Annotated in this window: 18 protein-coding genes and 1 tRNA gene; 6 read left to right on the top strand and 13 right to left on the bottom strand. The window is 65.9% G+C overall.

Going from position 1 to position 20,622, the window contains the following annotated elements; genetic code table 11:
- Positions 1-7 precede the first annotated feature (7 nt).
- Together OSH07_RS12785 and OSH07_RS12780 are read left to right on the top strand one after the other, a co-directional pair.
- Positions 8-1,318: an NAD(P)/FAD-dependent oxidoreductase gene (locus tag OSH07_RS12785; protein WP_266339035.1), complete on the top strand. Its 1,311-nt coding sequence runs from the start codon at positions 8-10 to the stop codon at positions 1,316-1,318.
- Between the two features lie 82 nt (positions 1,319-1,400).
- Positions 1,401-2,189, top strand: a complete 789-nt coding sequence (locus tag OSH07_RS12780) for an SDR family oxidoreductase (protein WP_266339034.1) — start codon at positions 1,401-1,403, stop codon at positions 2,187-2,189.
- Between the two features lie 67 nt (positions 2,190-2,256).
- Here the strand turns inward: OSH07_RS12780 and OSH07_RS12775 are convergent, their stop codons facing one another.
- Positions 2,257-3,186, bottom strand: coding sequence for a dihydrodipicolinate synthase family protein (locus OSH07_RS12775; RefSeq protein ID WP_266339033.1), 930 nt, complete (start codon positions 3,184-3,186; stop codon positions 2,257-2,259).
- A gap of 79 nt (positions 3,187-3,265) precedes the next feature.
- Between OSH07_RS12775 and OSH07_RS12770 the strand changes: the two genes are divergently transcribed.
- Positions 3,266-4,618: an NAD(P)H-dependent amine dehydrogenase family protein gene (locus tag OSH07_RS12770; RefSeq protein ID WP_266339032.1), complete on the top strand. Its 1,353-nt coding sequence runs from the start codon at positions 3,266-3,268 to the stop codon at positions 4,616-4,618.
- A gap of 58 nt (positions 4,619-4,676) precedes the next feature.
- Here OSH07_RS12770 and OSH07_RS12765 read toward each other — a convergent pair whose 3' ends face one another.
- Both OSH07_RS12765 and OSH07_RS12760 read right to left on the bottom strand, forming a co-directional pair.
- The gene (locus OSH07_RS12765; protein ID WP_266339031.1) at positions 4,677-5,042 is read right to left on the bottom strand and encodes a hypothetical protein; all 366 of its coding nucleotides are present in this window, start codon (positions 5,040-5,042) and stop codon (positions 4,677-4,679) included.
- Between the two features lie 165 nt (positions 5,043-5,207).
- Positions 5,208-5,954: a GntR family transcriptional regulator gene (locus tag OSH07_RS12760; RefSeq protein WP_266339030.1), complete on the bottom strand. Its 747-nt coding sequence runs from the start codon at positions 5,952-5,954 to the stop codon at positions 5,208-5,210.
- Between the two features lie 195 nt (positions 5,955-6,149).
- Here OSH07_RS12760 and OSH07_RS12755 point away from each other — a divergent pair, with 195 nt between their 5' ends.
- Positions 6,150-7,763 (top strand): FAD-dependent oxidoreductase, encoded by a 1,614-nt coding sequence (locus tag OSH07_RS12755; RefSeq protein WP_266339029.1) that lies wholly within the window; start codon positions 6,150-6,152, stop codon positions 7,761-7,763.
- A 129-nt stretch (positions 7,764-7,892) separates the two neighbouring features.
- On the opposite strand, the gene OSH07_RS24370 is transcribed toward OSH07_RS12755, so the two are convergent.
- Together OSH07_RS24370 and OSH07_RS12740 are read right to left on the bottom strand one after the other, a co-directional pair.
- Entirely contained in the window at positions 7,893-9,419 is a 1,527-nt protein-coding gene (locus tag OSH07_RS24370; RefSeq protein ID WP_277614245.1) for an amino acid ABC transporter permease/ATP-binding protein, read from the bottom strand.
- Between the two features lie 240 nt (positions 9,420-9,659).
- On the bottom strand, positions 9,660-10,475 hold the full coding sequence (locus OSH07_RS12740; protein WP_266339028.1) for a substrate-binding periplasmic protein: 816 nt from the start codon (positions 10,473-10,475) through the stop codon (positions 9,660-9,662).
- 217 nt (positions 10,476-10,692) lie between these two features.
- Here OSH07_RS12740 and OSH07_RS12735 point away from each other — a divergent pair, with 217 nt between their 5' ends.
- Positions 10,693-10,986 carry a YciI family protein gene (locus tag OSH07_RS12735; protein ID WP_266339027.1) on the top strand — a complete coding sequence of 98 codons (294 nt, stop codon included), beginning with the start codon at positions 10,693-10,695 and terminating at the stop codon, positions 10,984-10,986.
- A complete protein-coding gene (locus OSH07_RS12730) occupies positions 10,986-12,071 on the top strand; it encodes a hypothetical protein (protein WP_266339026.1) in 1,086 nt (361 codons plus the stop codon). Before OSH07_RS12735 ends, OSH07_RS12730 begins: the two co-directional genes overlap by 1 nt.
- A 57-nt stretch (positions 12,072-12,128) precedes the next feature.
- Here the strand turns inward: OSH07_RS12730 and OSH07_RS12725 are convergent, their stop codons facing one another.
- From OSH07_RS12725 to OSH07_RS12690, 8 genes are all read right to left on the bottom strand, one after another.
- Positions 12,129-13,070, bottom strand: a complete 942-nt coding sequence (locus tag OSH07_RS12725) for a beta/alpha barrel domain-containing protein (RefSeq protein WP_266339025.1) — start codon at positions 13,068-13,070, stop codon at positions 12,129-12,131.
- A gap of 136 nt (positions 13,071-13,206) precedes the next feature.
- Complete coding sequence (locus tag OSH07_RS12720; protein ID WP_266339024.1) at positions 13,207-14,811, bottom strand: ABC transporter permease; 1,605 nt, start codon at positions 14,809-14,811, stop codon at positions 13,207-13,209.
- The gene (locus OSH07_RS12715) at positions 14,808-15,659 is read right to left on the bottom strand and encodes an ABC transporter ATP-binding protein (RefSeq protein ID WP_338149877.1); all 852 of its coding nucleotides are present in this window, start codon (positions 15,657-15,659) and stop codon (positions 14,808-14,810) included. Before OSH07_RS12715 ends, OSH07_RS12720 begins: the two co-directional genes overlap by 4 nt.
- 62 nt (positions 15,660-15,721) lie before the next feature.
- Positions 15,722-16,300: an AAA family ATPase gene (locus OSH07_RS12710; protein WP_266339023.1), complete on the bottom strand. Its 579-nt coding sequence runs from the start codon at positions 16,298-16,300 to the stop codon at positions 15,722-15,724.
- A 146-nt stretch (positions 16,301-16,446) separates the two neighbouring features.
- Positions 16,447-17,457: an ABC transporter substrate-binding protein gene (locus OSH07_RS12705; RefSeq protein WP_266339022.1), complete on the bottom strand. Its 1,011-nt coding sequence runs from the start codon at positions 17,455-17,457 to the stop codon at positions 16,447-16,449.
- 285 nt (positions 17,458-17,742) lie between these two features.
- Positions 17,743-18,600, bottom strand: coding sequence for a MurR/RpiR family transcriptional regulator (locus OSH07_RS12700; RefSeq protein ID WP_266339021.1), 858 nt, complete (start codon positions 18,598-18,600; stop codon positions 17,743-17,745).
- 268 nt (positions 18,601-18,868) lie between these two features.
- Positions 18,869-18,944: transfer RNA gene (locus OSH07_RS12695), tRNA-Thr, on the bottom strand.
- 105 nt (positions 18,945-19,049) lie between these two features.
- Positions 19,050-20,621, bottom strand: a complete 1,572-nt coding sequence (locus OSH07_RS12690; RefSeq protein ID WP_266339020.1) for a heme biosynthesis protein HemY — start codon at positions 20,619-20,621, stop codon at positions 19,050-19,052.
- Between the last annotated feature and the right edge of the window lies 1 nt (position 20,622).

Below are 20,622 nucleotides of genomic sequence, written 5' to 3'. Positions count from 1 at the left end.
GACCGATATGGCGACGGAGACCTTCCATCAATCGCTCTGGTCGGCGCTGACGCCGGCCGCTGAACCCATGCCGCCGCTGGTCGGCGACGTCTCGTCGGACATCGTGGTTGTTGGCGCGGGCTTTCTCGGCCTGTCGACAGCGCTGCACATGGCCGAGGGTGGCGCCAAGGTCGTCCTTCTCGAAGCCGACGAGCCTGGCTTCGGCGCATCGGGGCGCAATACGGGCTTCGTTGTGCCCAGCCTCAAGACGGCCTTCGGGCCTGCCGATGTGCGCGGCCTTCTGGGCGAGGCAGGCGACCGGCTGACTGCGCTGGTCGGTCAGTCCGGCAATGCTGTCTTCGACCTGATCCGCCGTTATGCGATCGATTGCAGCGCCGAGCAGACGGGATGGCTGCAGCCGGCCCATACCGCGGCGCTCCAGAGAATTCTCGAGCAGCGCCAGCGTGACTGGGCGACGCTTGGCCGGCGGGTCGAGATCCTGTCTCGCGAAGAGACAGCCGAAAAGATCGGAGCGTCCGGCTATCACGGCGCGCTTCTTGACCCGACTGGTGGTCAGATCAATCCGCTTGCCTATGCGCGCGGTCTTGCCAGGGCCACGATGGCGCAGGGCGTGGGCATCTACGCAGGAAGCCGCGTTCAACAGGTCACGCGGGCCGATGGCAAGTGGATGGCCGTGACCGACAAGGGGCGCGTCCGCGCGGATCGGATGCTGCTGACCACCAACGCGCTGGTCGACAAGCTCTACCCCGCAGTCGCCGACGCGATCATTCCGGTCCGCGTGCACCAGATCGCCAGCCAGCATTTCGGCGAGGCCGATCAGGCCAGCATTCTTCATGGCCGGTCGCCTGTCGCCGATACCCGACGGCACACTTTCGCCGTGCGCTGGTCGCCGGACGGGCGGCTGGTGACCGGCGGACTGGTCATGCCGGGCCCGATGCCGCTCGAACGCGCGACCCGCTATTTCTCGAAGCGCCTCGAGAACATCTTTCCGGCGCTGGGTCGCATCCGCGCCGAGCATGTCTGGAGTGGGGTGATCGCCGCGACGCTCGATTCCATGCCGCGCTTCATGAGCCTCGAACCGGGACTGGACGCGGCGATCGGCTGCAATGGTCGCGGCATCGCGCTCACGACCTCGCTCGGCCGGGCGATCGCCGGTCTCTATTCCGGCACGCTGGCGGTGGGCGAGTTTCCGCTGCCGCACAAGCCGCCGCAGCCAGTGCCGGGGAAGCTCGTCGCGCAATATGGGCCGGCCTTCTGGCTACCCTGGAGCAATCTGCGCGACAGCCTCGAGAGCGGCGCCGGCCTGGCCGCATCCTGACCCGATCTAGCTCATTGTCTTCATCGCGGTCTTTCCGCGCGAGCCTGTACACACTCCGCTCGAAAACGCTCTGGGAGTCACTATGGATCTTGGAATTTCCGGCAAGGGCGCGCTGGTGCTTGCGTCGTCGCGCGGGCTGGGTCTCGGCGTCGCGGCCGCGCTGGTCGCCGAAGGCGTGCGTGTGGTCATCACCGGCCGTAACGAGGCTTGCCTGCAGGCGGCGACGGCGTCGCTGAACGCCAGCGGCCCTGGCAGCGCGGATTATGTCGTCTGCGACTTTGCCGGAGAGGACGCCGTCGAGGCGCTGGTGGCCGGTGCCTCGGCGAGGCTGAATGCGATCGACATTCTCGTCAACAATACCGGCGGTCCGCCGCCGGGCAGCGTTCTGGCGGTGACGGGCGAGACCTGGGACGCGCAGTTCAGCGCCATGGTCCGCAACGTGTTCCTGCTGACGGCGCGCATCGTGCCGGAGATGCAGGCACGCGGCTGGGGGCGCGTGCTGACGCTCGGGTCTTCAGGCGTGATCCAACCGATCCCCAATCTCGGCGTTTCCAATGCGCTGCGCTCGGCGCTAGTCGGCTGGTCGAAGACGCTGGCCGATGAGGTCGCCGCGAGTGGCGTGACCGTCAACATGCTGGTGCCCGGCCGCATTCACACCGAGCGCGTCGACGAACTCGATGCCGCGGCGGCCAAGCGGACCGGCAAGGCGGTGGAGGATGTCGCGGCGGCGTCGCGGGCCTCGATCCCGATCCAGCGCTATGGCCGTATCGAGGAATTCGCGGCGGTCGCGGCCTTCCTCGTGAGCGCGCCGGCAAGCTATGTGACGGGCGGAATGCTCCGCTGCGATGGCGGCGCCATCAAGTCGGTTTGATCATCCGGGCATGTTCCAATCGAAAGCGGCGCCAGTAGGCGCCGTTTTCAATTTCTGAGGTAACCGCCTATGCCGGGCGGGCCATACGGCGTTCGAGCCTGTTCATGAGCCCGGTCAGTTCGGCCAGGTCGAGAGCATCCAGTTTGGGGCCAGGGCTGCGGACATGCGCCGACGCGATGGCGCCGCGGCGGCGCAGGATTTCCTTGCGGACCGCGAGGCCGAGGCCGGGCTGGGTCTCGTGCCGGATCAGCGGCAGGTGAACGTCGAACGCATCCTCGGCGCCCTCGACATCGCCGGCACGGAAGCGTTGGACGACGTCGGCCAGCATCTCGGGATAGGCGTAGCCGGTCATTGCACCATCGGCGCCGCGCGCGAGTTCCTGCGGCAGGAACAGGCCACCATTGCCGACGAGGATGCTGATCCGGCGGTCGCCGCGCTCGCTCTCGCCGCGCCGGATGCGCGAGAGCTTGGAGAGCCCGGGCCAGTCCTCGTGCTTCAGCATGACGATCTGCGGCAGTCGGGCGAAGATCGTCTCGAGCGTCGGCACCGAGAAGCTGACGCCGAGTACCAGCGGGAAGTCCTGCAGCACGACGGGAACGTCGGGCCCGAGTGCCTGGCAGACCATGACGTAGTAGTTGATGATCTGCTCTTCGGTCTTGAGGCTCGGCAGGGGAGCGACCATGACGCCGGCAGCGCCTGCGGCCATCGCTTCATGCGCCAGCGCCACCATGGCAGACAGGCCTGGATTGCTGACGCCGACGACGACCGGGATGCGGCCGGCGACGCGCGCAAGCACGACCTTCAGGAAGGCGGTGCTTTCCTCCGGCGACAGCTTCGGCGCTTCGCCCATCATGCCGAGGATCGTGAGGCCGGTCGCTCCACGCTCGAGATAGAAATCCGTCAGCCTCTCGGCGCTGGCGAGGTCCAGTTCTCCGGAATCCAGAAACGGCGTCGCAGAAATCGGGAATACGCCGCTGGCACTGGTATCGAGTCGCATCGGAGGCCTCAAACCGTTCGTGGAAGACAGGGATTGCGCGATATCGCGATCTGCTGCTTGATCTGATATATCTAGTAGAATGTCAACCAATGAGCCTGCCTTGCCGTATTCGGCGAGCGGAGCCGTACATTCCGATCTCGGAACCGCCGAGATCTCTCGCGCTTTTCCTTGTCACGAAATTATCTGTAAGATATTACATAGCACATCAGATTGGATGCGTGGCTTTCCACCCACCGATGCCGGAATGGCGAGGGTCGAGGGAGGCAGATCGCGGCCCGGACCGCGAAAGCGAAACAGGAGAATCAGCGTGGCGAAATCGTCTGGCGAACCCATCGGGGTCATACTTTTCGGGCTCGGCTGTCTTGGCTCGCTCGTCGTCGAATGCCTGAGCCAAGGCTATCCGGGTATCCGTGTCGTCGGCGCCGTTGACCACGATCCCGCCAAGGCCGGGCAGCGGCTAGACGCGCTCTATCCGGGTTTCGTCGGCGCGGGCGACGTCATCGTGCGCCCGACACTGGCAGAATGCCTCGCCGATGGCGGCGATGCGGCGGACCTGCTCTATCATCTCACGGAGTCGGCGCCGGCGAAGATCGAGGCGCAACTTCTCGACGCGCTGGCCGCCGGTCTCGACGTGCTCTCCGCTTCCGAGGCGATGTTTCATCCGGCGCTGCGCCATGGCGCGTTCGCCGCTCGGCTGGACCAGGCCGCCAAGGCCAAGGGTGTCACGATTACCGGCACCGGCATCAATCCCGGCTACAGCTTCGACGCGCTTCCTCTCGTGCTTGCTCGCGCCACGTCGGGCGTGCGCCGCGTGACCATCACCCGCGCCATCGACGTGACGGGCACTGGACCGGGCGATATCGATCATGTCGGCTATGCGCTCTGGCCCGCCGAGTTCGACGAGAAGATCGCCTCCGGACGGATCGTCGGTCACATGGGAATGCCGGAATCGATCGCGCTGGTCTGCGAGCGTCTCGGGCTGACCATCGATCGGGTGGAGGAGAGCTGGGAAACCGAAGTCGCTGACTTTCCCGTCGATTCCGGCACGCCGAGCCTTGGCCTGATCGAGCCGGGACGGGTCATTGGCATCACGCAGACTGGCCGGGGCCTTCGCGGGGCCGATGCGATCGTCACCATGCGGCTCGTCATGTACTACGATCCCGAGCGCTTCGGCATTCCTGCCGCCGACACGATTGATATCGAGGGCGCGCACCACATCCGCGCCAGTCTGACACCGGCCGCTTTGTCGCTGTTCGGTGCCGCCAACACGATCGTCAACGCAACCGAGGATGTCGTCACCGCCCCGCCGGGGCTGTTCAACTTTCTGGATGCTTCGATGGCGGGCGCACGGCGCGGTGGTTTCCGCTATGAGCGCGAGGCAGGCGGCGCGGAGCGCACCGACGTCGTCCGCCTGCGTCAGGTTCCCGCCTGAGCGGCGAGATCCGCAGCCGGAATGAAAAAGCCCCGGCGCCTGGCGCCGGGGCTTTTTGCTACATGTCGCCGTCTTCCTTGCTCGGATTGGCGCAGACCGCGATGACCAGGCCGGCATCGCCGATGATGTGTCGGTAGCGGTAGTTGACCGGCAGGTACATCGCGTCGCCTGGACGGAACATGCGTTCCTCGCCGGTCGCCTCGATGATCTGCTTGGACCATCCCTGCAGGCAATAGAGGATGACCTCATGCTTGCCGTCGCCTTCGACCATGACGTCGAAATGCGGCATGTAGGTCGTGATGTGGAAGGACATCGAAGAACCCTGCTTCTTCTGGGTGATCAGCCGATGGCTGAACTCCTGTCCCTCATGCACCCACGTCTTGGTCGTGCCTTCCTGGCGCGCCCACATGATCTTGTCACCCATCGGACTGTCCCGCATGTTGAAGATATCACGTGATATTCCAATCGATATGTCATGTCGAGGGGATATCGCAGGCAGCGATGCATGGCGTCGGCCGGCGCAGACTCACGAAGGCCGCGCCGGAGACCGGCGAACCCTCGTGATCCGATATGCTGGGTTGGGAAGCAGCTAGAGACTGATCTGGGCGAAGTTGCGCGAACTGGCCAGCGCCTTGAACAGGCCTTCGCGCGTGATGTCGTTGTGCTTGATCATGATCTCTCGTGCCGCGACCGGATCGCGCGAACGCAGCACTTCGACGATCGCCTGGTGGTCGTTGATCGTCTCGCTGTTGACGTCGCGAAGGCGGGCGCCGAGGTAGAAGAAGCGCTCCAATTCGTCGATCTGCCGGGTGATCAGCAATTGCAGTCGGTCATTGCCGGATGCCCTGGCGATTGCGGCATGGAAATCGCGATTGGCCTTGATGAAGCGCTGCAGGCTCGGCTGCTCGCTGCGGTCGTAGACGACGTCGGCCAGCTTCTGCAACTGGTCGAGTTCGGCATCCGTGATGCGGGCGCAAGCCAGTTCGGCAGCGCCTGCTTCCAGGATCGTGCGCAAATCGAAAAGTTCGCTCATGTCGCCGAAAGTTATCGGCACAACCTGGTATCCGCGGCGCGGAAAGGTACGGACGAAGCCCTCGGAGCGCAGCTTCGCCAAGGCCTCGCGGACCGGCGTCTTGCTGACCTCGAAGCGCTGCGCCAATTCGGCCTCCGACAATTCGCGGCCGGGCTCCAGCGCACAGGTCAGGATTTCCCCGCGCAGGAGATTGTAGACCTTGTCGGTCAGCGACGCCTTGCCCGTCTTTTTGGGCGCGCGCACCTTCTTCACGGCCGCCGGGCTGGCTTTTGCTGCGATCTTTTCGGCGACCAAATCCATCATCCACTTCTAGCTCTTGTCGGGTCGCATCCGTAGGCGCGACGACCCGCATTATATCATTGCGAATATCAAGCGCTACACGCTCGTCGCGGCCGATGCAATCCACGCGAGAAGGTCGCGGCGGCGGGATCGAGGCAGCCGCGACGCGCGGCATTCTCGTCAGAGACACCATCAGATATTTTTGACGGAATATCAACGATGCGCTACAGCTTGAAGGTGTTGCAGCTTTTGACGTGGAGTGGATCGATGGACCAGCCGGAGCGGGGGGACATGCACGGCGAGGATATTTCGGCACAGATTGCCGGGAAGCTCGCGTTGGAGCACCCGGAGCTTCGAGCGGGCCTGGCGCCGCCTTATGCGCCGCCGCCATTGCCGGATGCGCAGGAGCGCCTCGACCGGCTCAGCCGCCGGGTCCGCCACGATCTGGAGATTCTCAACTACCCCAAGGACGACTGGGTGCTCCCGCGCGAGCACCCGCGTGGCCATCACGTCTACGATGTCGTGATCGTCGGCGGCGGCCAATGTGGCCTCACGGTCGCCTTCGGTCTGATGCGCGACCGCGTCTCCAACGTGCTGATCCTCGATCGCGCGCCAAAGGGACAGGAGGGTCCGTGGATCACCTATTCGCGGATGTGGACACTTCGCTCGCCCAAACATGTTACCGGGCCGGATCTCGGTATCCCCTCGCTGGCGCCGCGCAGCTGGTTTGAGGCGGTGTTCGGCGAGACGGGGTGGGAGCAGCTCGGCAAATGGCCGCGTCAGGCCTGGCAGGCTTATCTTGACTGGTACCGCGCGGTCCTCGACCTGCCGGTCCGCAACGAGGCCGACGTCACCGCCTTCGACGACGAGGACGGCCTCGTCCGCCTGACCGTCAATGGAAATGAGACCGTCTATGCCCGCAAGGTCGTGCTGGCGACGGGGCTGGAGGGGATTGGCGGATGGTATGTGCCGCCCTTCGTCAAGGACAAGCTGCCGCGCGAAAGCTGGACGCTGTGCACCGATGATGTCGACAGCCTTGACTGGAAGGGCAAGCGCATCGGGCTGCTCGGCGCGGGGGCGACGGCGTGGGACCGGGCCGCGGACCTGCTCGAACTCGGAGCGACCGGCGTCACCATCTACATGCGTCGCAGGCAGATCTTGATGGCCAACCCGTTCCGCTATCTAGAGAAGGCTGGCTATCTTCGCCACTATGCCTCTATGTCCGATGCCGACAAGTGGCGCTGGATCCAGGCGATGTTCAAATTCGGCCAGCCGCCGACCCAGGATGGCGTCGATCGCTGCGCCGCGTTCCCGAATTTCTGCATTCACGCCGGTGCGTCCTGGACCGATGTCGAGCAGCGTGAGGACGGCATCCACGTCACGGCCAGCGATGGCTCGGTCGAGGTGTTCGACCATCTCTTCATCGGCTGCGGCTTCTCGATGGACCCGCGCAACCGGCCGGAGCTGCTGCCGCTCGCCGACAACATGGCGACCTGGTCGGATCGGTTCACGCCGCCCGAAAGCCAGCCAGATGCCTGGCTCGCAACCTATCCCTATCTCAACCGTGATCTTTCCTTCGTCGAGAAGGTACCGGGCCAGACGCCGGTGCTCGCCAACATGTTCTGCTTCAACTACGGCGCCACGGTTACGAACGCGCATTCGGGCGCCTCGCTGTCGGGGCTGCGCTACGGCATCGAGCCTCTGCTGCATGGCATTACCCATGCGCTCTGGATGGATGACGAGCCGGTGCATTTCCAGCGCACCGAGAATTGGGCGGAGGTCGACACGGACCCGTCCGCGCTCGAAAAACACCGCTGGCAGCAAACAGGTTGATCGGAGGAACTGGCGGCTGCTTGACGGGCCGCTGGTTTCCCTCGTGTCGAGCGTGACTTGAAGGCACAAGAAGGGGAGCGGATCCGCTCCGCTCCGCTCCCCTTTCTTGCCGTCGTCCGTTGGCGGACGCTATTTCAGCACTGCCTCCAGGAAGCGGATGCTGCGCTCGTGCTTCGGCCGCTCGAAGAATTCTTCCGCCGTCGCGATCTCGACGATCTGGCCGCCATCCATGAAGATGACCCGGTCGGCGACCTTGCGGGCAAAGCCCATCTCGTGGGTCGCGACCAGCATCGTCATGCCGCTGGCGGCGACGTCTTCCAGCACCTGCAGCACTTCGCCGACCAGTTCGGGATCAAGCGCCGAGGTCGGTTCGTCGAACAGCATGATGTCCGGCTTCATGGCGAGCGCCCGCGCAATCGCGACGCGCTGGCGTTGGCCACCGGAGAGATGGTTCGGGAAGGCGGTCAGCTTGGCGCCGAGGCCGACGCGGGCGAGCAGCCGCGTCGCCGCATTGCCGGCCTCGAGGCCTGTCTGGTGGCGCACGCGCAGCAGGCCCTCGGTGACGTTCTCGATCGCCATCTTGTGCGGCCAGAGATTGAAGTGCTGGAACACCATGCCGACATGCGAGCGCAGCCGCGCCAGTTCCCGCCCGCCGACGCCGCGATGCGTCGGGCCGAAAGCGAGGTCGAAGCCGGCGCCGCGGGCATGGATGCCGATACGGCCGGAATCCGGGCGCTCCAGCAGGTTGATGGAGCGCAGCAGCGTGCTCTTGCCTGATCCGCTCGGGCCGAGCAGGCAGACCACTTCGCCCTCCTGGATCGAGAGGTTGATGCCGGAGAGCGCCTTGACGTCGCCAAAGCTCTTCTCGAGCGCCGCGATATCGAGCACGCGCCTTTGGCGGTCCGGCGGCGATGGCAGCAGGTCGTGCGCTGCGGGATCGGCCAAGGCCACATGGCCTGGCGTCAGGCCCAGTCGGCGCAGGCGCCGACGGGCAGGCGGGCGCTTGTCATAGTCGAGGTAGCGTTCGAGCTGGAGCTGCGCCAACGCCAGGATCGAGGTGAGGAACAGGTAGATCGCGCCGGCGACGAGCAGCGCTTCCATCGCGCGAAACGTGTTCGAATAGATCAGCGTGGTCGTCAGCAGCAGCTCGCGGACCGTCACGACGGACGCCAGCGACGTGCTTTTCACATGGCTGATGAAGTTGCTCATATAGGGCGGCGTGATGATCTGGATCGCCTGCGGCAGCACGATCCGCCACATCACGGTCGGATAGCTCATGCCGACGGCGCGGGCGGCCTCGATCTGGCCGGCGGGGATGGACTGCAGGCCGGCGCGCAGCGTCTCGGCATTGTATGCCGACGAGGTGATCGAGAAGGCGACGATCGCGGCGGGCAGCGGTTCGAGCGAGATGCCGATGCTAGGCAGGCCGAAATAGATCAGGAACAGATGGATCAGCGGCGGCGTGCCGCGTGCGATCCAGATGTAGAAGAACGCCGGCACGCTGAGGATGCGCCAGGACGACATGCGCGCCAGCGCCAGCAGGAAGCCGCAGATCGTGCCGATCACCTGCGAGGTGACGGCAAGGAAGATCGTCATCATCGTCGCTTGGAACAGCAGCGGCGCATAGGGAACGATCGAAGAGAAGTCGAAGGACATGGAGCGTTATCTCGGCAGCGGCTAGCCGTGGTCGCAGGCGGCGCCGGCACGGCAGGACGACCATCGCGAGCTCGGGCACGAGCTGCGCAGCCTCGGGATGGAGATGTCGTCGGGATCGGCGTCGCGCGCGGCAAGCGATCCCGCAGACGATCGGCAAGACCCGGAATGCCCGGCCTTGTGGGCAGAGCCGATCCGGATCGTGTCGACCCGTCTCGGCCCTGCAAAGATCGTTCCGCGGTCCTACTTCTTGGCGGCGTCCTGACCGACCGGCGGCAGGGCGGAGTCATAGTCGTCGAGGGCGAAGCTGGCCTTGGCCATCTTATTCAGCGTGCCGTCGGTGCGCGCATCCGAAATGACCTTGTCGACCGCGGCCTTCATGTCGGCCGAGCCCTTGCTCATCGGATAGCCGACCAGATTGACCTTGTAGGGCTTGCCGACGATCTTCGCGATACCGGGGCGGGCCTGCATGAATTCGGCTGCCTGCTTGTCGCCGACGATCGCCACTTCGATGCGGCCGGCGACGAAATCGGCGAACAGTTCGGCGACGCCCGGATAGACGCGCACTTCCTTGTAGCCGCCGATCTCGCGAACCACGTCCTCGCCATCAGCGCCGATGCAGGCACCGACGACCTTGCCGCCAATGTCGGTGGGGCCGCTAATGTCGGTCGTTGCTTCAGGCACCATGGCGATGATCGCGGTGCGCGAGTAGGGCACCGAGAAATCGAACACTTCCTGGCGCGCCGGTGTGATGTTGACGCCCGAGCAGATCATGTCGGTACGGCCGGCGGTGATGGAGGGAAGCAGGCCTTCCCAGGCGAGCACGTTGAGATCGAGCTTCACGCCGAGCTTGTCGGCGATGAGCTGGCACATGTCGACTTCAAAGCCGATCGGCTTGCCGGACGTGTCCATCGAGACGTTCGGCTTGTCGTTGCCTGTCGTCAGCGCGCGCATCGTGCCGGCGGCTTTGATGGCGGCGAGGTCGGCGGCGGAAGCCGGCATGGCTCCGGCGATGACTGCCAGGGCGGCAGCCGCTACAGTCCTGCGGAATTTTGTCATGAACCCTGTTCCCCGAATGGTGTGCCTGAGCGATTTGCCGGGCGCTGCGTGTGGCGTCATTCGCTTCCAACCCTGGCCCGGAACCGCGTGCCTTCTTTGAGCCGCTGGATCTTCTCGCCGGGAACGCATCTACGATCTGATAATATCAGTTGAAGTGTCAAGTGATATATCTATGCTCATGGGTGGCAGCGATGGCCACGCAGCATGGAGAACCCGGATGTTTTTGGTGACGTCGACCTACACGGCAACGCCGGAGGCGATCGCGGCGGCATTGCCCGCGCACCGCGACTGGGTCGCAACCCTCTATGATCGCGGCATCTTCTTTCTTTCTGGCCGCCTCGTTCCGCCGACCGGCGGTTTCATGATGGCGACCGGCGTCACAAGGGGCGAACTGGATCAGATTCTGACGGGTGATCCGTTCCGTCAGCTGGATCTGCTCACCCATGACATCGTGGAAATGAAGCCGACGCGCTGGGCGGCCGGGCTGGACGATGTGAAGGGGATATTCTGATGCGCGTCGCTCTTTTCGGCTTCGGCAACCTCGGTCGGGCATTGTTCGCGGCGCTTCAGGCGAGCCCGGACTTCGAGATCGTGACGATTATTGACGATGCGCCGGATCTTGTCGGCCATCCGGTCGCCGACGTGGTGCCGGGCACATCCTGCGACCTCTCGATCCAGGCGACCCTGCCGCCGGCAGCCGGTCCGACGATCCTTTTTCACGCGTCGACGTCCGCGCCGGATCGGGCTACCGCGCAGATCCTGGCTGGGCTGAAGGCCGGCTATTCGGTCTTGTCGGCCGCTGAGTGGCTGTTTCACCCCTGGCTCCGATATGGGGCGGAATTCGAGGCACTGGATGGGGCGGCGCGCGCCTCCGGTACCACGGTTATGGGTTGCGGCATCAATCCCGGCTTCTGCTTCGAGACTCTGCCGATCCTTTTGTCGCGCACGCTCGTCGAGGTGACGAAGCTCGATATCCTGCGCGTCTCGAATGTCGGCGGCGTCGGCCCGGCGGATTTCGCCCATCTGGGCTTCGGGCTTTCGCCTGAGACCTTCGCCGGCCGGGTCGCTGACGGGTCCATCGAGGGCCATATGGGCTTCCCGGAATCCGTCGCGGCGGTCGCGGAATGCGTCGGCATCCCGATCGACACCATCACGGACAGCCTGGAGCCGACCTTCGCAACCACCCCGATCGTGCTGTCGCACCGCACCGTTGGGATCGGCGAGGTCGCCGGTATCACGCAGACAGCAACCGGATCGCTGGGCGGCGTCACGAGCATCGTGATGAGGCTGGAAATGTTCCTTGATCCCGCCGCCCATGGCCGCAAGCCGCAGGAGGCCGTCTCGGTCGAGGGAAGCCGGGATTTCTCACTGTCCCTCAGCCCCGCCGCGCCGCCGGTGCCGGGCGCCGCGGCGATGATGCTCCACGCGGCGCGCGGCCTGGCCGGAATGCCGCATGGCTTCGTCAGTCTGCTCGACATGCCGATCAGCGGCGGCCGCCTGTCCCGGACGCTGCGCGCCGGTCCGGCAAAGCGCAGCACTCGCGGAAGTCAGTTTGGCGTGCTCGCCGCTGACCTTCAGGGAGCCCGCCTTTCGTGATCCCGCACTGCGTGGCCATTGGCGCTCGCCCGTGGATATCGATGGGTTGAGGGCGCGCTAGCGACCTTCCATCCGTGTGAAGTCTGCATTTGCCTGCATTAATTCATTGGCGATCCGAGTGATGTCCGCGACGATCGCCGGATCCGACGCGCTCTCGAAGAACGGGCCGATCGGGCCGGTATCGGCGATCCCTGCCAAGCGGATCGCGTCATGCACGACGGGAATGGCGGAATGGGCGGCGCGGGCCGCGTCGAAATCCACGAAGGGCCGGCTGAGGCTCTCGATCGCGGCGCGGTCGCCGCGCTTCACCGCCTCCAGCAACGCCATCGAGATGTGCGGCGCCAGCAGCCCGGTGCCGGAAGTATAGCCCTGGATGCCGAACTTCGAGCTCTCGACGATGGTCAGTTCACCCGCGCCGTCGATCAGCCGCTCGGCCGAGCCGACGAGATCGAGCAGCGTGGTCAGGTGCGGCGACTCGCCGTTTTCATCCGGCACCACGCCATATTCGACGCCGCAGAGCGCGCCATCTTTCAGGAGCGCCGCGACGTCCTGCGGGCCTAGATAGTCGAGCGCCTTGAAGAACACCATCAGCGGCTTGCCATAGGCATCGGCGAGCTTGCGGATGCCGGTTGCCACGCCCTTCGGCTGCACCAGCCAGAACGGCAGCAGGATCGCCGTCGGGAAATCCCGCTCACGCAGCATCGCCACCTGGTCGATCGCCTTGCCATAGTCGCCGCCGATCGCCGGGATCATCCAGGCGTCATCGGAAGGCGCCACCGCTTCGATCAGGTCGAGCACCGCGCCATACTCGCTGAGCCTCGCATTGAACAGGTTGGCGATGCCGCCATACATGAACGAGCTGACGCCGGCCGAAGCGAGCCAGTCGACGATCTTTTGGCTTTCGCCGGGGTTGATGCCGCCGTCCGGGTTCCGGGCGATGGGCGGCAGGGCAATGATCGAGGCGACGAGATCGGCGGGCGTTACGGGCGTGGTCTTCATCGAGGAAACTCCGGATGCGGGGGAGGGATTCCGCCGGGCGTGGCCGGCGGGGAGGAAAGGGACGGGCGCGCGAAAGCGCGTCGCGCGCGCCGGGGCGCCGCGAAAGCAGGGGTGATCGCGGAAGCGTGGCGCTTGGCTAGTTGGCGTAGGCCTTGAGCACGAGGCGTTCGACCAGCCCGATCAGGGCATAGAGAAGGATGGAGAAGGCCGTCGTCAGGGCGACCCGGGCCCAGAGCCCTTCATAGTCGGAGACGGCGGCGGTGGTGACGATGGCGTAGCCGAGCCCCTTGCCCGTGGCGAGCCAGGCGGCCAGCAGCGCCCCGGTGATGGCGAGCGGCGCGGCGGTGCGCAGCGAGGTGAACAGCGCCGGCAGGGCGCTGGGGATCTGCACCGTCATCAGCGTCCGGAGGCGCGAGGCGCCGAACACCCGCATCAGGTCGCGCGAGCGGGCCGGCGTCTGCGCCAGCGCCAGCGTCATGTTCACCAGCGTCGGGAAGAAGGTGACGATCGCGCCGATCATGACGACGGCCAGCATGTTGCGACCGAAGACCAGCGTCACCAGCGGCGCCATGGCGACGAGCGGGATCGAGCGTAGCGCGATGGCGACGCCCATGAACGCCCGTTCGACGCCGCCCCAGAGGTTGAAGGCGACCGCGACGAGGACGGCGGCGACCGTGCCGACGACCAGCCCGGCGGCGCTGTCGCGGATGGTGACGACAGCCTCGCGCATCAACTGAATACGGTTCTGCGCGCCCATCAGCGGATCGACGAGATAGTTCCACACCTCCAGCGGCCCCTTGCCGAAGAAGGGCGGCACGGAGAAGCCGCGCAGGATCGCCCACCATACGACGAGCACAAGTCCGAGCGAACCGAGCGCCGAGGCGATCGCCATCGCCCAGCCGCCGGCGCCGCCCGAATTCGCATGCAGGCCGCTGCCGATGTCGGTGGAGATTTCCCGGGCCCAGGGCGTCAGCAGGCGGGCGGCCAGGCTGGTCGCGGCATAGGCGATGGCGGCAAGCACGCTGGCGACGACCGCGATCGCCCAGGTCCTCGGGATTTCCATCGCCTGCTGCGAATTGACCAGCATCAGCCCGAGGCCGGTTTCGGTGCCGCCCATATATTCGCCGACGATGGCGCCGAGGATGGCGGCCGGCGCCGCGATGCGAAGCGCGGCGAAGAGATGCGGCAGGGCGGATATCAGCCGCACCTTGAACAGCTTGTGCCGGGTGCCGCCGCCGAAGCCGTGCACGAGGTCGAGCATGGTGCGGTCGACATGGCGCAGACCGGTCACGGTTCCGATCAGCGTGGTGAAGAAGACGGACAGGCCGGCCAGCACCACTTTCGGCGTATCGCCGGAGAACAGGATCATCATCAGCGGCCCGATCGCGACGATCGGCAGGCAGTAGGAGACGATGCCGAGCTGCAGGATCGGCCGCTCCAGAAACGGAATGGCGACGGCGACGAGGGCGAGCGTGATCGCAAGGCCGTTGCCCCAGAGCCAGCCCCGGAAGGCGGCCGACACCGTGTAGGAAGCCGCGTCGGCATAGAAGCGGAAGCCGTCCGCCTGCATCTGGCGGGCAATCTGCAGCGGCGACGGGATCGTGCCGTTGCCGGACGAGATGAAGGCGACGGCGAGCTGCCAGAGCAGCAGGACCACGACAAGCCCGGCCGCGCCATGGAGGAAGCCGGAACCGTTCACGGCGCGGAGACGGTCGAGCGGACGAAGCGCGAGCGCGGTCATGGGGCCCCCTCCAGTTCCTCGATCTTCGATCCGAACAGGAGCTCGCTGAAGCGATCGCAGAGGCGATGGAACTCCGGCGTGCGCATCATTTCCGGCGTGCGGGGGCGCGGCAAGTCGATCGCCAGCGTCTCGACGATCCGCCCCGGCCGCGCGGTCATCACTGCAACCATGTCGGACAGGAACACCGCTTCCGGGATCGAGTGCGTCACAAGCACGGTGGTCGTGCGTCTCTCCATCCAGATCCGCTGCAGCCCGAGATTGAGCCGCTGGCGCATCATGTCGTCGAGCGCGCCGAACGGCTCGTCCAGCAGCAGCGCCTTCGGCTGGTTGACGAGCGAGCGGGCAATGGCGACGCGCTGGCGCATGCCGCCGGAAAGCTGCGCCGGCCTTGCCTTCTCGAAGCCCTGCAGGCCGACCAGCGCGATCAGGTCGCGGATGGCGGCGTCCTGCCCCTTCATGCCGCTGATCTCGAGCGGCAGGCGGATATTGTCCTCGACCGAGCGCCAGGCGAGCAGGGAGGCGTCCTGGAAGGCAATACCGATCTCGTGGTTGGCGCGCGAGACGCCGGGCGACTTGCCATGGATGAGCGCGCTGCCATCGGTCGGCACGTCGAGATCCGCGAGGATGCGCAGGATCGTCGACTTGCCGCAGCCCGAAGGGCCGAGCAGCGACACGAAGGAGCCCGCCGGCGTGCGCAGATCCGCATCGTGCAGCGCCGTGACGGTGCGGCCCTGCAGCGAGAAGGTCTTGGAGAGGCCATAGAGCACGATGCCGCTGGCATCCCCGGCCGGACGCGACGAGGGGGTCGCATTCGGCTTCAGCTCGGACTTCACGTTGGACATCTCCATCGGAGGGTGCCTTTCGGTCGGCGGATGGCGCGGCGGCGGATGCCGGACGCGCCATGCCAGAATCAGGCCGGAGTCTTGGTGCGGAGCGTGTTCAGATAGTCGAGGTACTTGCTGTCGACACCTTCGAGCATGTTTTCGAGATCGCCGCCGCCGGCAGTCGTCCAGTGCTCCGGACCGCGGCCGAGCTCAACGCCGCGACGGGTGTGATAGTCCACCATGAAATCCTGGATCTCGAACTGCCGCTCGCCGCGCGACGTCACCTCGATCGCCCATTGCGCCAGCTGCGGCGCGGTTCGGTCCTTCTTGTTGGTGACGATGATGCGGATCGCCTGGACCGCGTAGATCCAGCGCTCGGTGCGATCGGCATAGCGCTGCCGCTGGGCATTCAGCGCCTCGATGATGGCGGGCGCCGTCACCAGGCCGAAGCCGACTTCCTCGGTGGCGATGATCTCGATCCGCCGCCAGAGCAGTTCTTCCGTCTCGAGGCCGCTCAGGTGCAGCTCGTAGGCGGCGAGGATCGCCTCTTCCAGCCAGCCACGCCGGACGGACTTCTGGAAGACGGAGCGGACCTCGTCGACGGGATAGCCGTTGATGGTCTTGGTGCGGGACCAGACGTCCGCGCTCTGGTAGTTCTGGGTCATGCTGGGTTCCTGTCGAACGAAGGCCGTCGCTCCCCGGACGGGCAGGTCCGGGGCTTCGATGTCGTGGGCGGCCTGGCCGCTGCCGTGTCCTGGGGGAGGGTCCGGGGCGTTCCGGCATGCGCCGGGACCGCCCCGGAACAAGGGGCTCAGAGCGTGGTCTTGCCCTGGAAGGCCTCTTCGAGGATCTCGTTGGTGAAGAGATCCTTCTTGGCGACGATGCCCGCCGTCGCCAGCGTGGCGATGGTCTCGTCGACAGCCTTGTCCGTCATCCAGAACAGGCCGTGCTTCTCGGTATCGGGCGTGACCATCAACTCGTTGGTCGCCGCGGCGGATTTCTCCTGCGCCGCCTGGTCGAGGCCGTTGCCCTTGCCATAGACGTCGACGGTCAGCTGCGCCGACAGCGCCGGGTTCTTGACCGCTTCCTGCCAGCCGCGGATGGCGCCGCGCATGAAGGCGACGACCTGGGCGCGCTTCTCCTTGTCCTTCAGCGTCTCCTCGGTCACGAGGTAGTTGCAGTTGAACATCGGGTAGCCGTAGTCGGCCATCAGCAGGTAGCTGACGTCCTGGCCCTTTTGACGCAACTGCACGACGTCGTCATTGGAGAAGCCGAAGAACGCGTCGAGTTCGCCGGAAACCAGCGGCGTGAAATCGTGCTGGGCGGGGACCGTGTTGACGCTGGCGGGATCGATGCCGTTGATCTTCAGGAAGGCGTTCCAGACGACCTGGTTGTTGGCCTGGATGCCAACCGTCTTGCCGACCAGGTCCTTCGGCGCCTTGAGGCCGGTCTTGGTCAGCGAGATGATGGAGGACGGCGACTTCTGGTAGTTGGTGCCGATGATCTTCAGCGGCGCACCCTTGGCAACCGCATTCGCCGTGTTGTCGGTGCTGTTCTGCCCGACCAGCGCCTTGCCGGAGATGACGATCGGCTCGGCCGAGACGCTGGGGCCGCCGGCGAGCAGGTCGACCGCGATGCCTTCCTGCTCGAAATACTTGTTGGCATCGGCGATGTATTCGCCGGCGAACTGGAAGTTCTTCACCCAGCCGAGCTGATAGGCGATCTTGCCAAGCTTCGGTGTATCGGCCAGGGCTCGCGATGTCACAAGGGCCGGAGCCGCCAGAGCGGCCGCGCCGATCTTGATGAAAGTCCGTCTATCCATTTCCACAGGCTCCGAAGGATGATGTGCGTTCGACGAGGAGTAGTCAGGGGTAGAGAAGATGGGCTTCATCGCCCGGAAATCAGCCCGTTACGGCCGGCAATGAACATCCTGTTACAGAAAGACTGTCACGACGTTCTAATTTGTACAATTGGGTCGGCTGCTGAAATGGTCGTCACGCGGAGCGTGGAAAACCCAAGCGAAAACAATGATCGTAGTCGCGCTGCCTAGCGAGGCGAGGCGCGGCTGATCATTCAGGCATCACTGTCTGTCGGGGCTGCGGGCGGGCTATTGGCCCGGGCGCTCCAGCCAGGGCAGTTCTAGCGTCGTATATTGTTCCGCGAGTTCCACGGCCCGCTTGGTGCGGTGGGCGACGGCGGCGACCAGCGCCTCGATCAGCGTGATGGCGGCGGCATTCGACATCGAGCCGAACTGGCGTTCGGCCCGGCAGAACAGGTTGATGTCGGCCAGCGGCGCCAGGGGCGACTGGTGGCTGTCGGTGATCGCCAGCACCTTCGTGCCGTGCGCGCGGGCAAGGCTCGCCAGCTGGATCACGTCGCGGATATAGTTCGGAAAGGCGATGGCGATCGCGAGATCGTCGCGGCCGAGCTCGGTGAACTGCCGCGCCACGCCGATCGCGCCACCATAATTGGCGATCGAGGTGACGTTGCCGCGCAGCCGTTGCAACTCGTTGCACAGGATCGCCGCGCAGCTGGCGCCATTGTCGAGCCCGAACACGATGACGTTCCTGGCGGCAAGCACGGCATCGACCGCCTGGTTGGCGCGCTCGTCGCTGAGCCCGTCCATCGTGGTCTGGACGTTGGCGATGTCCTCGTTCATCGAGGCGCGGAACACGTCGAGGCTGGTCGAGGTGCGCGACACCTGCACCTGCAGCCGCTTGACCGGGTCGAAGGCCGGTTCGAAGCTGCGGATCAGTTCGGTGCGGAATTCGGCATAGCCGGAATAGCCGATGGCGCGTGCGAAGCGGTTCGCCGAGGCGACGGAAACATCAAGGTCCTTGACCGCCTCATGGATGCTGATCCGCGCGACCTTCACCGGCTCTGCCAGTACGAAATCGGCGAATTTCTGCAGCGCGCCCGTCATGTGCGGGTATTTCGAATGGATCCGTTCGGCGATCGAAATCAAGATGGCTCCATCGCACCTGCAATGCGCTCGCCGGCAGGAGCAAGCGCTACGGGTCCACTGTACGCTGCCGTACCAGGAATCGACCCGTCAATCCGTAGCGACTGACCAAGCAAAATCCAAGCCGGCGCGGATCCAAATCGGATTCGGAGCAGTCGGCCTGAACCCCAGCAAGCGGCGTTTCGTGGTCACCATGTGGTCACCATAATGAACGCACCAATTCAGCGCTGAAGCTGCGTGGTGAAATTATCAATGATTTCAAGGAGGTTGGTGGTGCCGCTTACAGGATTCGAACCTGTGACCCCATCATTACGAATGATGTGCTCTACCAGCTGAGCTAAAGCGGCGTACCCGGGGATTCTGGTGGCGCCGCGAGGGGTGCCGTGAAATCCACGGGGTTCATAGCCACATTCGATCCGGGTTTCAAGCCTCCCCGATCGTTCTCCACCGCCTCACTGCAGACGCAGACGATCGGCCGGTTCGGTGTCGCGGTCCTCGACGCCCGGATCGTCCGGAATCGGCGCCACGACCGTCGCCGCGGGGCCGGCGGGACCGCCGTTCTTCGCCGCTGCCGGCGGGGTCGGCGCGGGCGCCCTGGCTGATTCCGGCGCGGGGGCCGGCGGCGCGGCGGGTTCCGGCTTCGGCGTGGGCGCTGGCACGGGGCTCGCCTCGATGACGAGCGGCTCGGGCGCTTCCGGTTCCTCGACGTCGAGCTCGATCGCCGGGCGCTGGTCGGCGGCGAGCGCCACCGTCGGCGTCCGCCACTCGAAGGCGTCGAGGCGGCCGGTGATCGGCGAAACCGGCGCCCAGGCCGGGAAGACATATCCGTCGGCGGTCCATTGCGGATCGCGCGGCGCGCGCACGGCGCGCGTCAGCCATTCGCGGACATGGCCGCGATTGCCGTCCGGACCTTCCTCGATCTCGGCCATCAGCAGGCAGAAGCGCTCGGTGCGGGCGGTATCGGGGATCGCCGCCAGTTCGCGCCGGGCGAGCGACCAGTCTCGCGCGTCGATCGCGGCGCGCGCGACCGCCAGGCGGCTCTCGACATGGCCGGGACGGAGCGCGGCGAGCTTTTCGGCCCGCTTCAGGCGCTCCTGCGCGGCGTCGCCGGGGCGGACATTGGCGTAGGCCTCGGCGAGTTCCGGATGCGGCTCGAATTTCCAGCTCGTCTCGATGACGCGAGCGGCGCGCTTGACGTCGGCCTGGCGGGCAAAGAGCCGGGCGGCCAGGGTCGCGGCCGGAACCAGGCCGGGCGCCAGCTTGACGGCTTCCTGCGCGGCGGCGCGCGCCTCTTCCGGATCGGAGGCCTCGATCTCCATGCCGCGCGCGGTCAAAAGCACGGCGCGCAGGCGATGCGCCGCGCCGCGCTCGATCAGCTTGGCATGCAGGTTGGAGCCGAGCGTCGAGAGCGCCGCCGACCATTCGCCCTTGGCGGCCTGGTCCTCGAACAGCGCATTGCCGGCCCAGGCGAGGCTCGGCGCCGCTTTGGCGGCTTCCTCGGCATAGTGGCGCGCGGCCGCGTGTTCGCCGCTCCGCTGCGCCTCGACATAGAGGCCGCGGAGGCCGAGCAGCCGCGTCTCGGGATCGTCCAGCATGGTCTCGAAGGCGGTGCGCGCGCCGGCGCCGTCGCCGGTCAGCTGCGCCGCCTGCGCCGCGAGCAGCAGCGTCAGTGGCTCGTCCTTCAGGATCTTGCGCGATTCGACGGCGAAGCGCTTCGCCCGCTTCACGTCGCCGGCGCCGATCGCGATCATGCCGCGCGACAGCGCCCGGTAGCCGCGATCGCGTTTGCGCCCGGACAGCCAGCCGCCGAACAGTTTTGGCGCGCGAAAGACGGTGGCAATGATCCAGAGCAGGATCGCCAGCGCGACGAACAGGGCGGCGAGGCTGACTGCGGCGACCATGAGGCTGGTCTGGTAGTCATAGCCCTGCCAGGTCAGCACGACATCGCCGGGCCGGTCGGCAAGCCAGGCGAAGCCCGCGGCGATCGCGAAGACGAGGGCGACATAGACGAGGATGCGGATCATC

The organism is Kaistia nematophila (assembly GCF_026343855.1).
Classification (GTDB): domain Bacteria; phylum Pseudomonadota; class Alphaproteobacteria; order Rhizobiales; family Kaistiaceae; genus Kaistia; species Kaistia nematophila.
This window is presented reverse-complemented; position numbering and strand designations above follow the sequence as displayed.

Excerpts from the sequence above, each read along its gene's own strand:
- OSH07_RS12785 (WP_266339035.1), top strand. The coding sequence starts at position 8 with ATGGCGACGGAGACCTTCCATCAATCGCTCTGGTCGGCGCTGACGCCG.
- OSH07_RS12780 (WP_266339034.1), top strand. The coding sequence starts at position 1,401 with ATGGATCTTGGAATTTCCGGCAAGGGCGCGCTGGTGCTTGCGTCGTCG.
- OSH07_RS12775 (WP_266339033.1), bottom strand. The coding sequence starts at position 3,186 with ATGCGACTCGATACCAGTGCCAGCGGCGTATTCCCGATTTCTGCGACG.
- OSH07_RS12770 (WP_266339032.1), top strand. The coding sequence starts at position 3,266 with ATGTCAACCAATGAGCCTGCCTTGCCGTATTCGGCGAGCGGAGCCGTA.
- OSH07_RS12765 (WP_266339031.1), bottom strand. The coding sequence starts at position 5,042 with ATGGGTGACAAGATCATGTGGGCGCGCCAGGAAGGCACGACCAAGACG.
- OSH07_RS12760 (WP_266339030.1), bottom strand. The coding sequence starts at position 5,954 with ATGATGGATTTGGTCGCCGAAAAGATCGCAGCAAAAGCCAGCCCGGCG.
- OSH07_RS12755 (WP_266339029.1), top strand. The coding sequence starts at position 6,150 with ATGCGCTACAGCTTGAAGGTGTTGCAGCTTTTGACGTGGAGTGGATCG.
- OSH07_RS24370 (WP_277614245.1), bottom strand. The coding sequence starts at position 9,419 with ATGTCCTTCGACTTCTCTTCGATCGTTCCCTATGCGCCGCTGCTGTTC.
- OSH07_RS12740 (WP_266339028.1), bottom strand. The coding sequence starts at position 10,475 with ATGACAAAATTCCGCAGGACTGTAGCGGCTGCCGCCCTGGCAGTCATC.
- OSH07_RS12735 (WP_266339027.1), top strand. The coding sequence starts at position 10,693 with ATGTTTTTGGTGACGTCGACCTACACGGCAACGCCGGAGGCGATCGCG.
- OSH07_RS12730 (WP_266339026.1), top strand. The coding sequence starts at position 10,986 with ATGCGCGTCGCTCTTTTCGGCTTCGGCAACCTCGGTCGGGCATTGTTC.
- OSH07_RS12725 (WP_266339025.1), bottom strand. The coding sequence starts at position 13,070 with ATGAAGACCACGCCCGTAACGCCCGCCGATCTCGTCGCCTCGATCATT.
- OSH07_RS12720 (WP_266339024.1), bottom strand. The coding sequence starts at position 14,811 with ATGACCGCGCTCGCGCTTCGTCCGCTCGACCGTCTCCGCGCCGTGAAC.
- OSH07_RS12715 (WP_338149877.1), bottom strand. The coding sequence starts at position 15,659 with ATGGAGATGTCCAACGTGAAGTCCGAGCTGAAGCCGAATGCGACCCCC.
- OSH07_RS12710 (WP_266339023.1), bottom strand. The coding sequence starts at position 16,300 with ATGACCCAGAACTACCAGAGCGCGGACGTCTGGTCCCGCACCAAGACC.
- OSH07_RS12705 (WP_266339022.1), bottom strand. The coding sequence starts at position 17,457 with ATGGATAGACGGACTTTCATCAAGATCGGCGCGGCCGCTCTGGCGGCT.
- OSH07_RS12690 (WP_266339020.1), bottom strand. The coding sequence starts at position 20,621 with ATGATCCGCATCCTCGTCTATGTCGCCCTCGTCTTCGCGATCGCCGCG.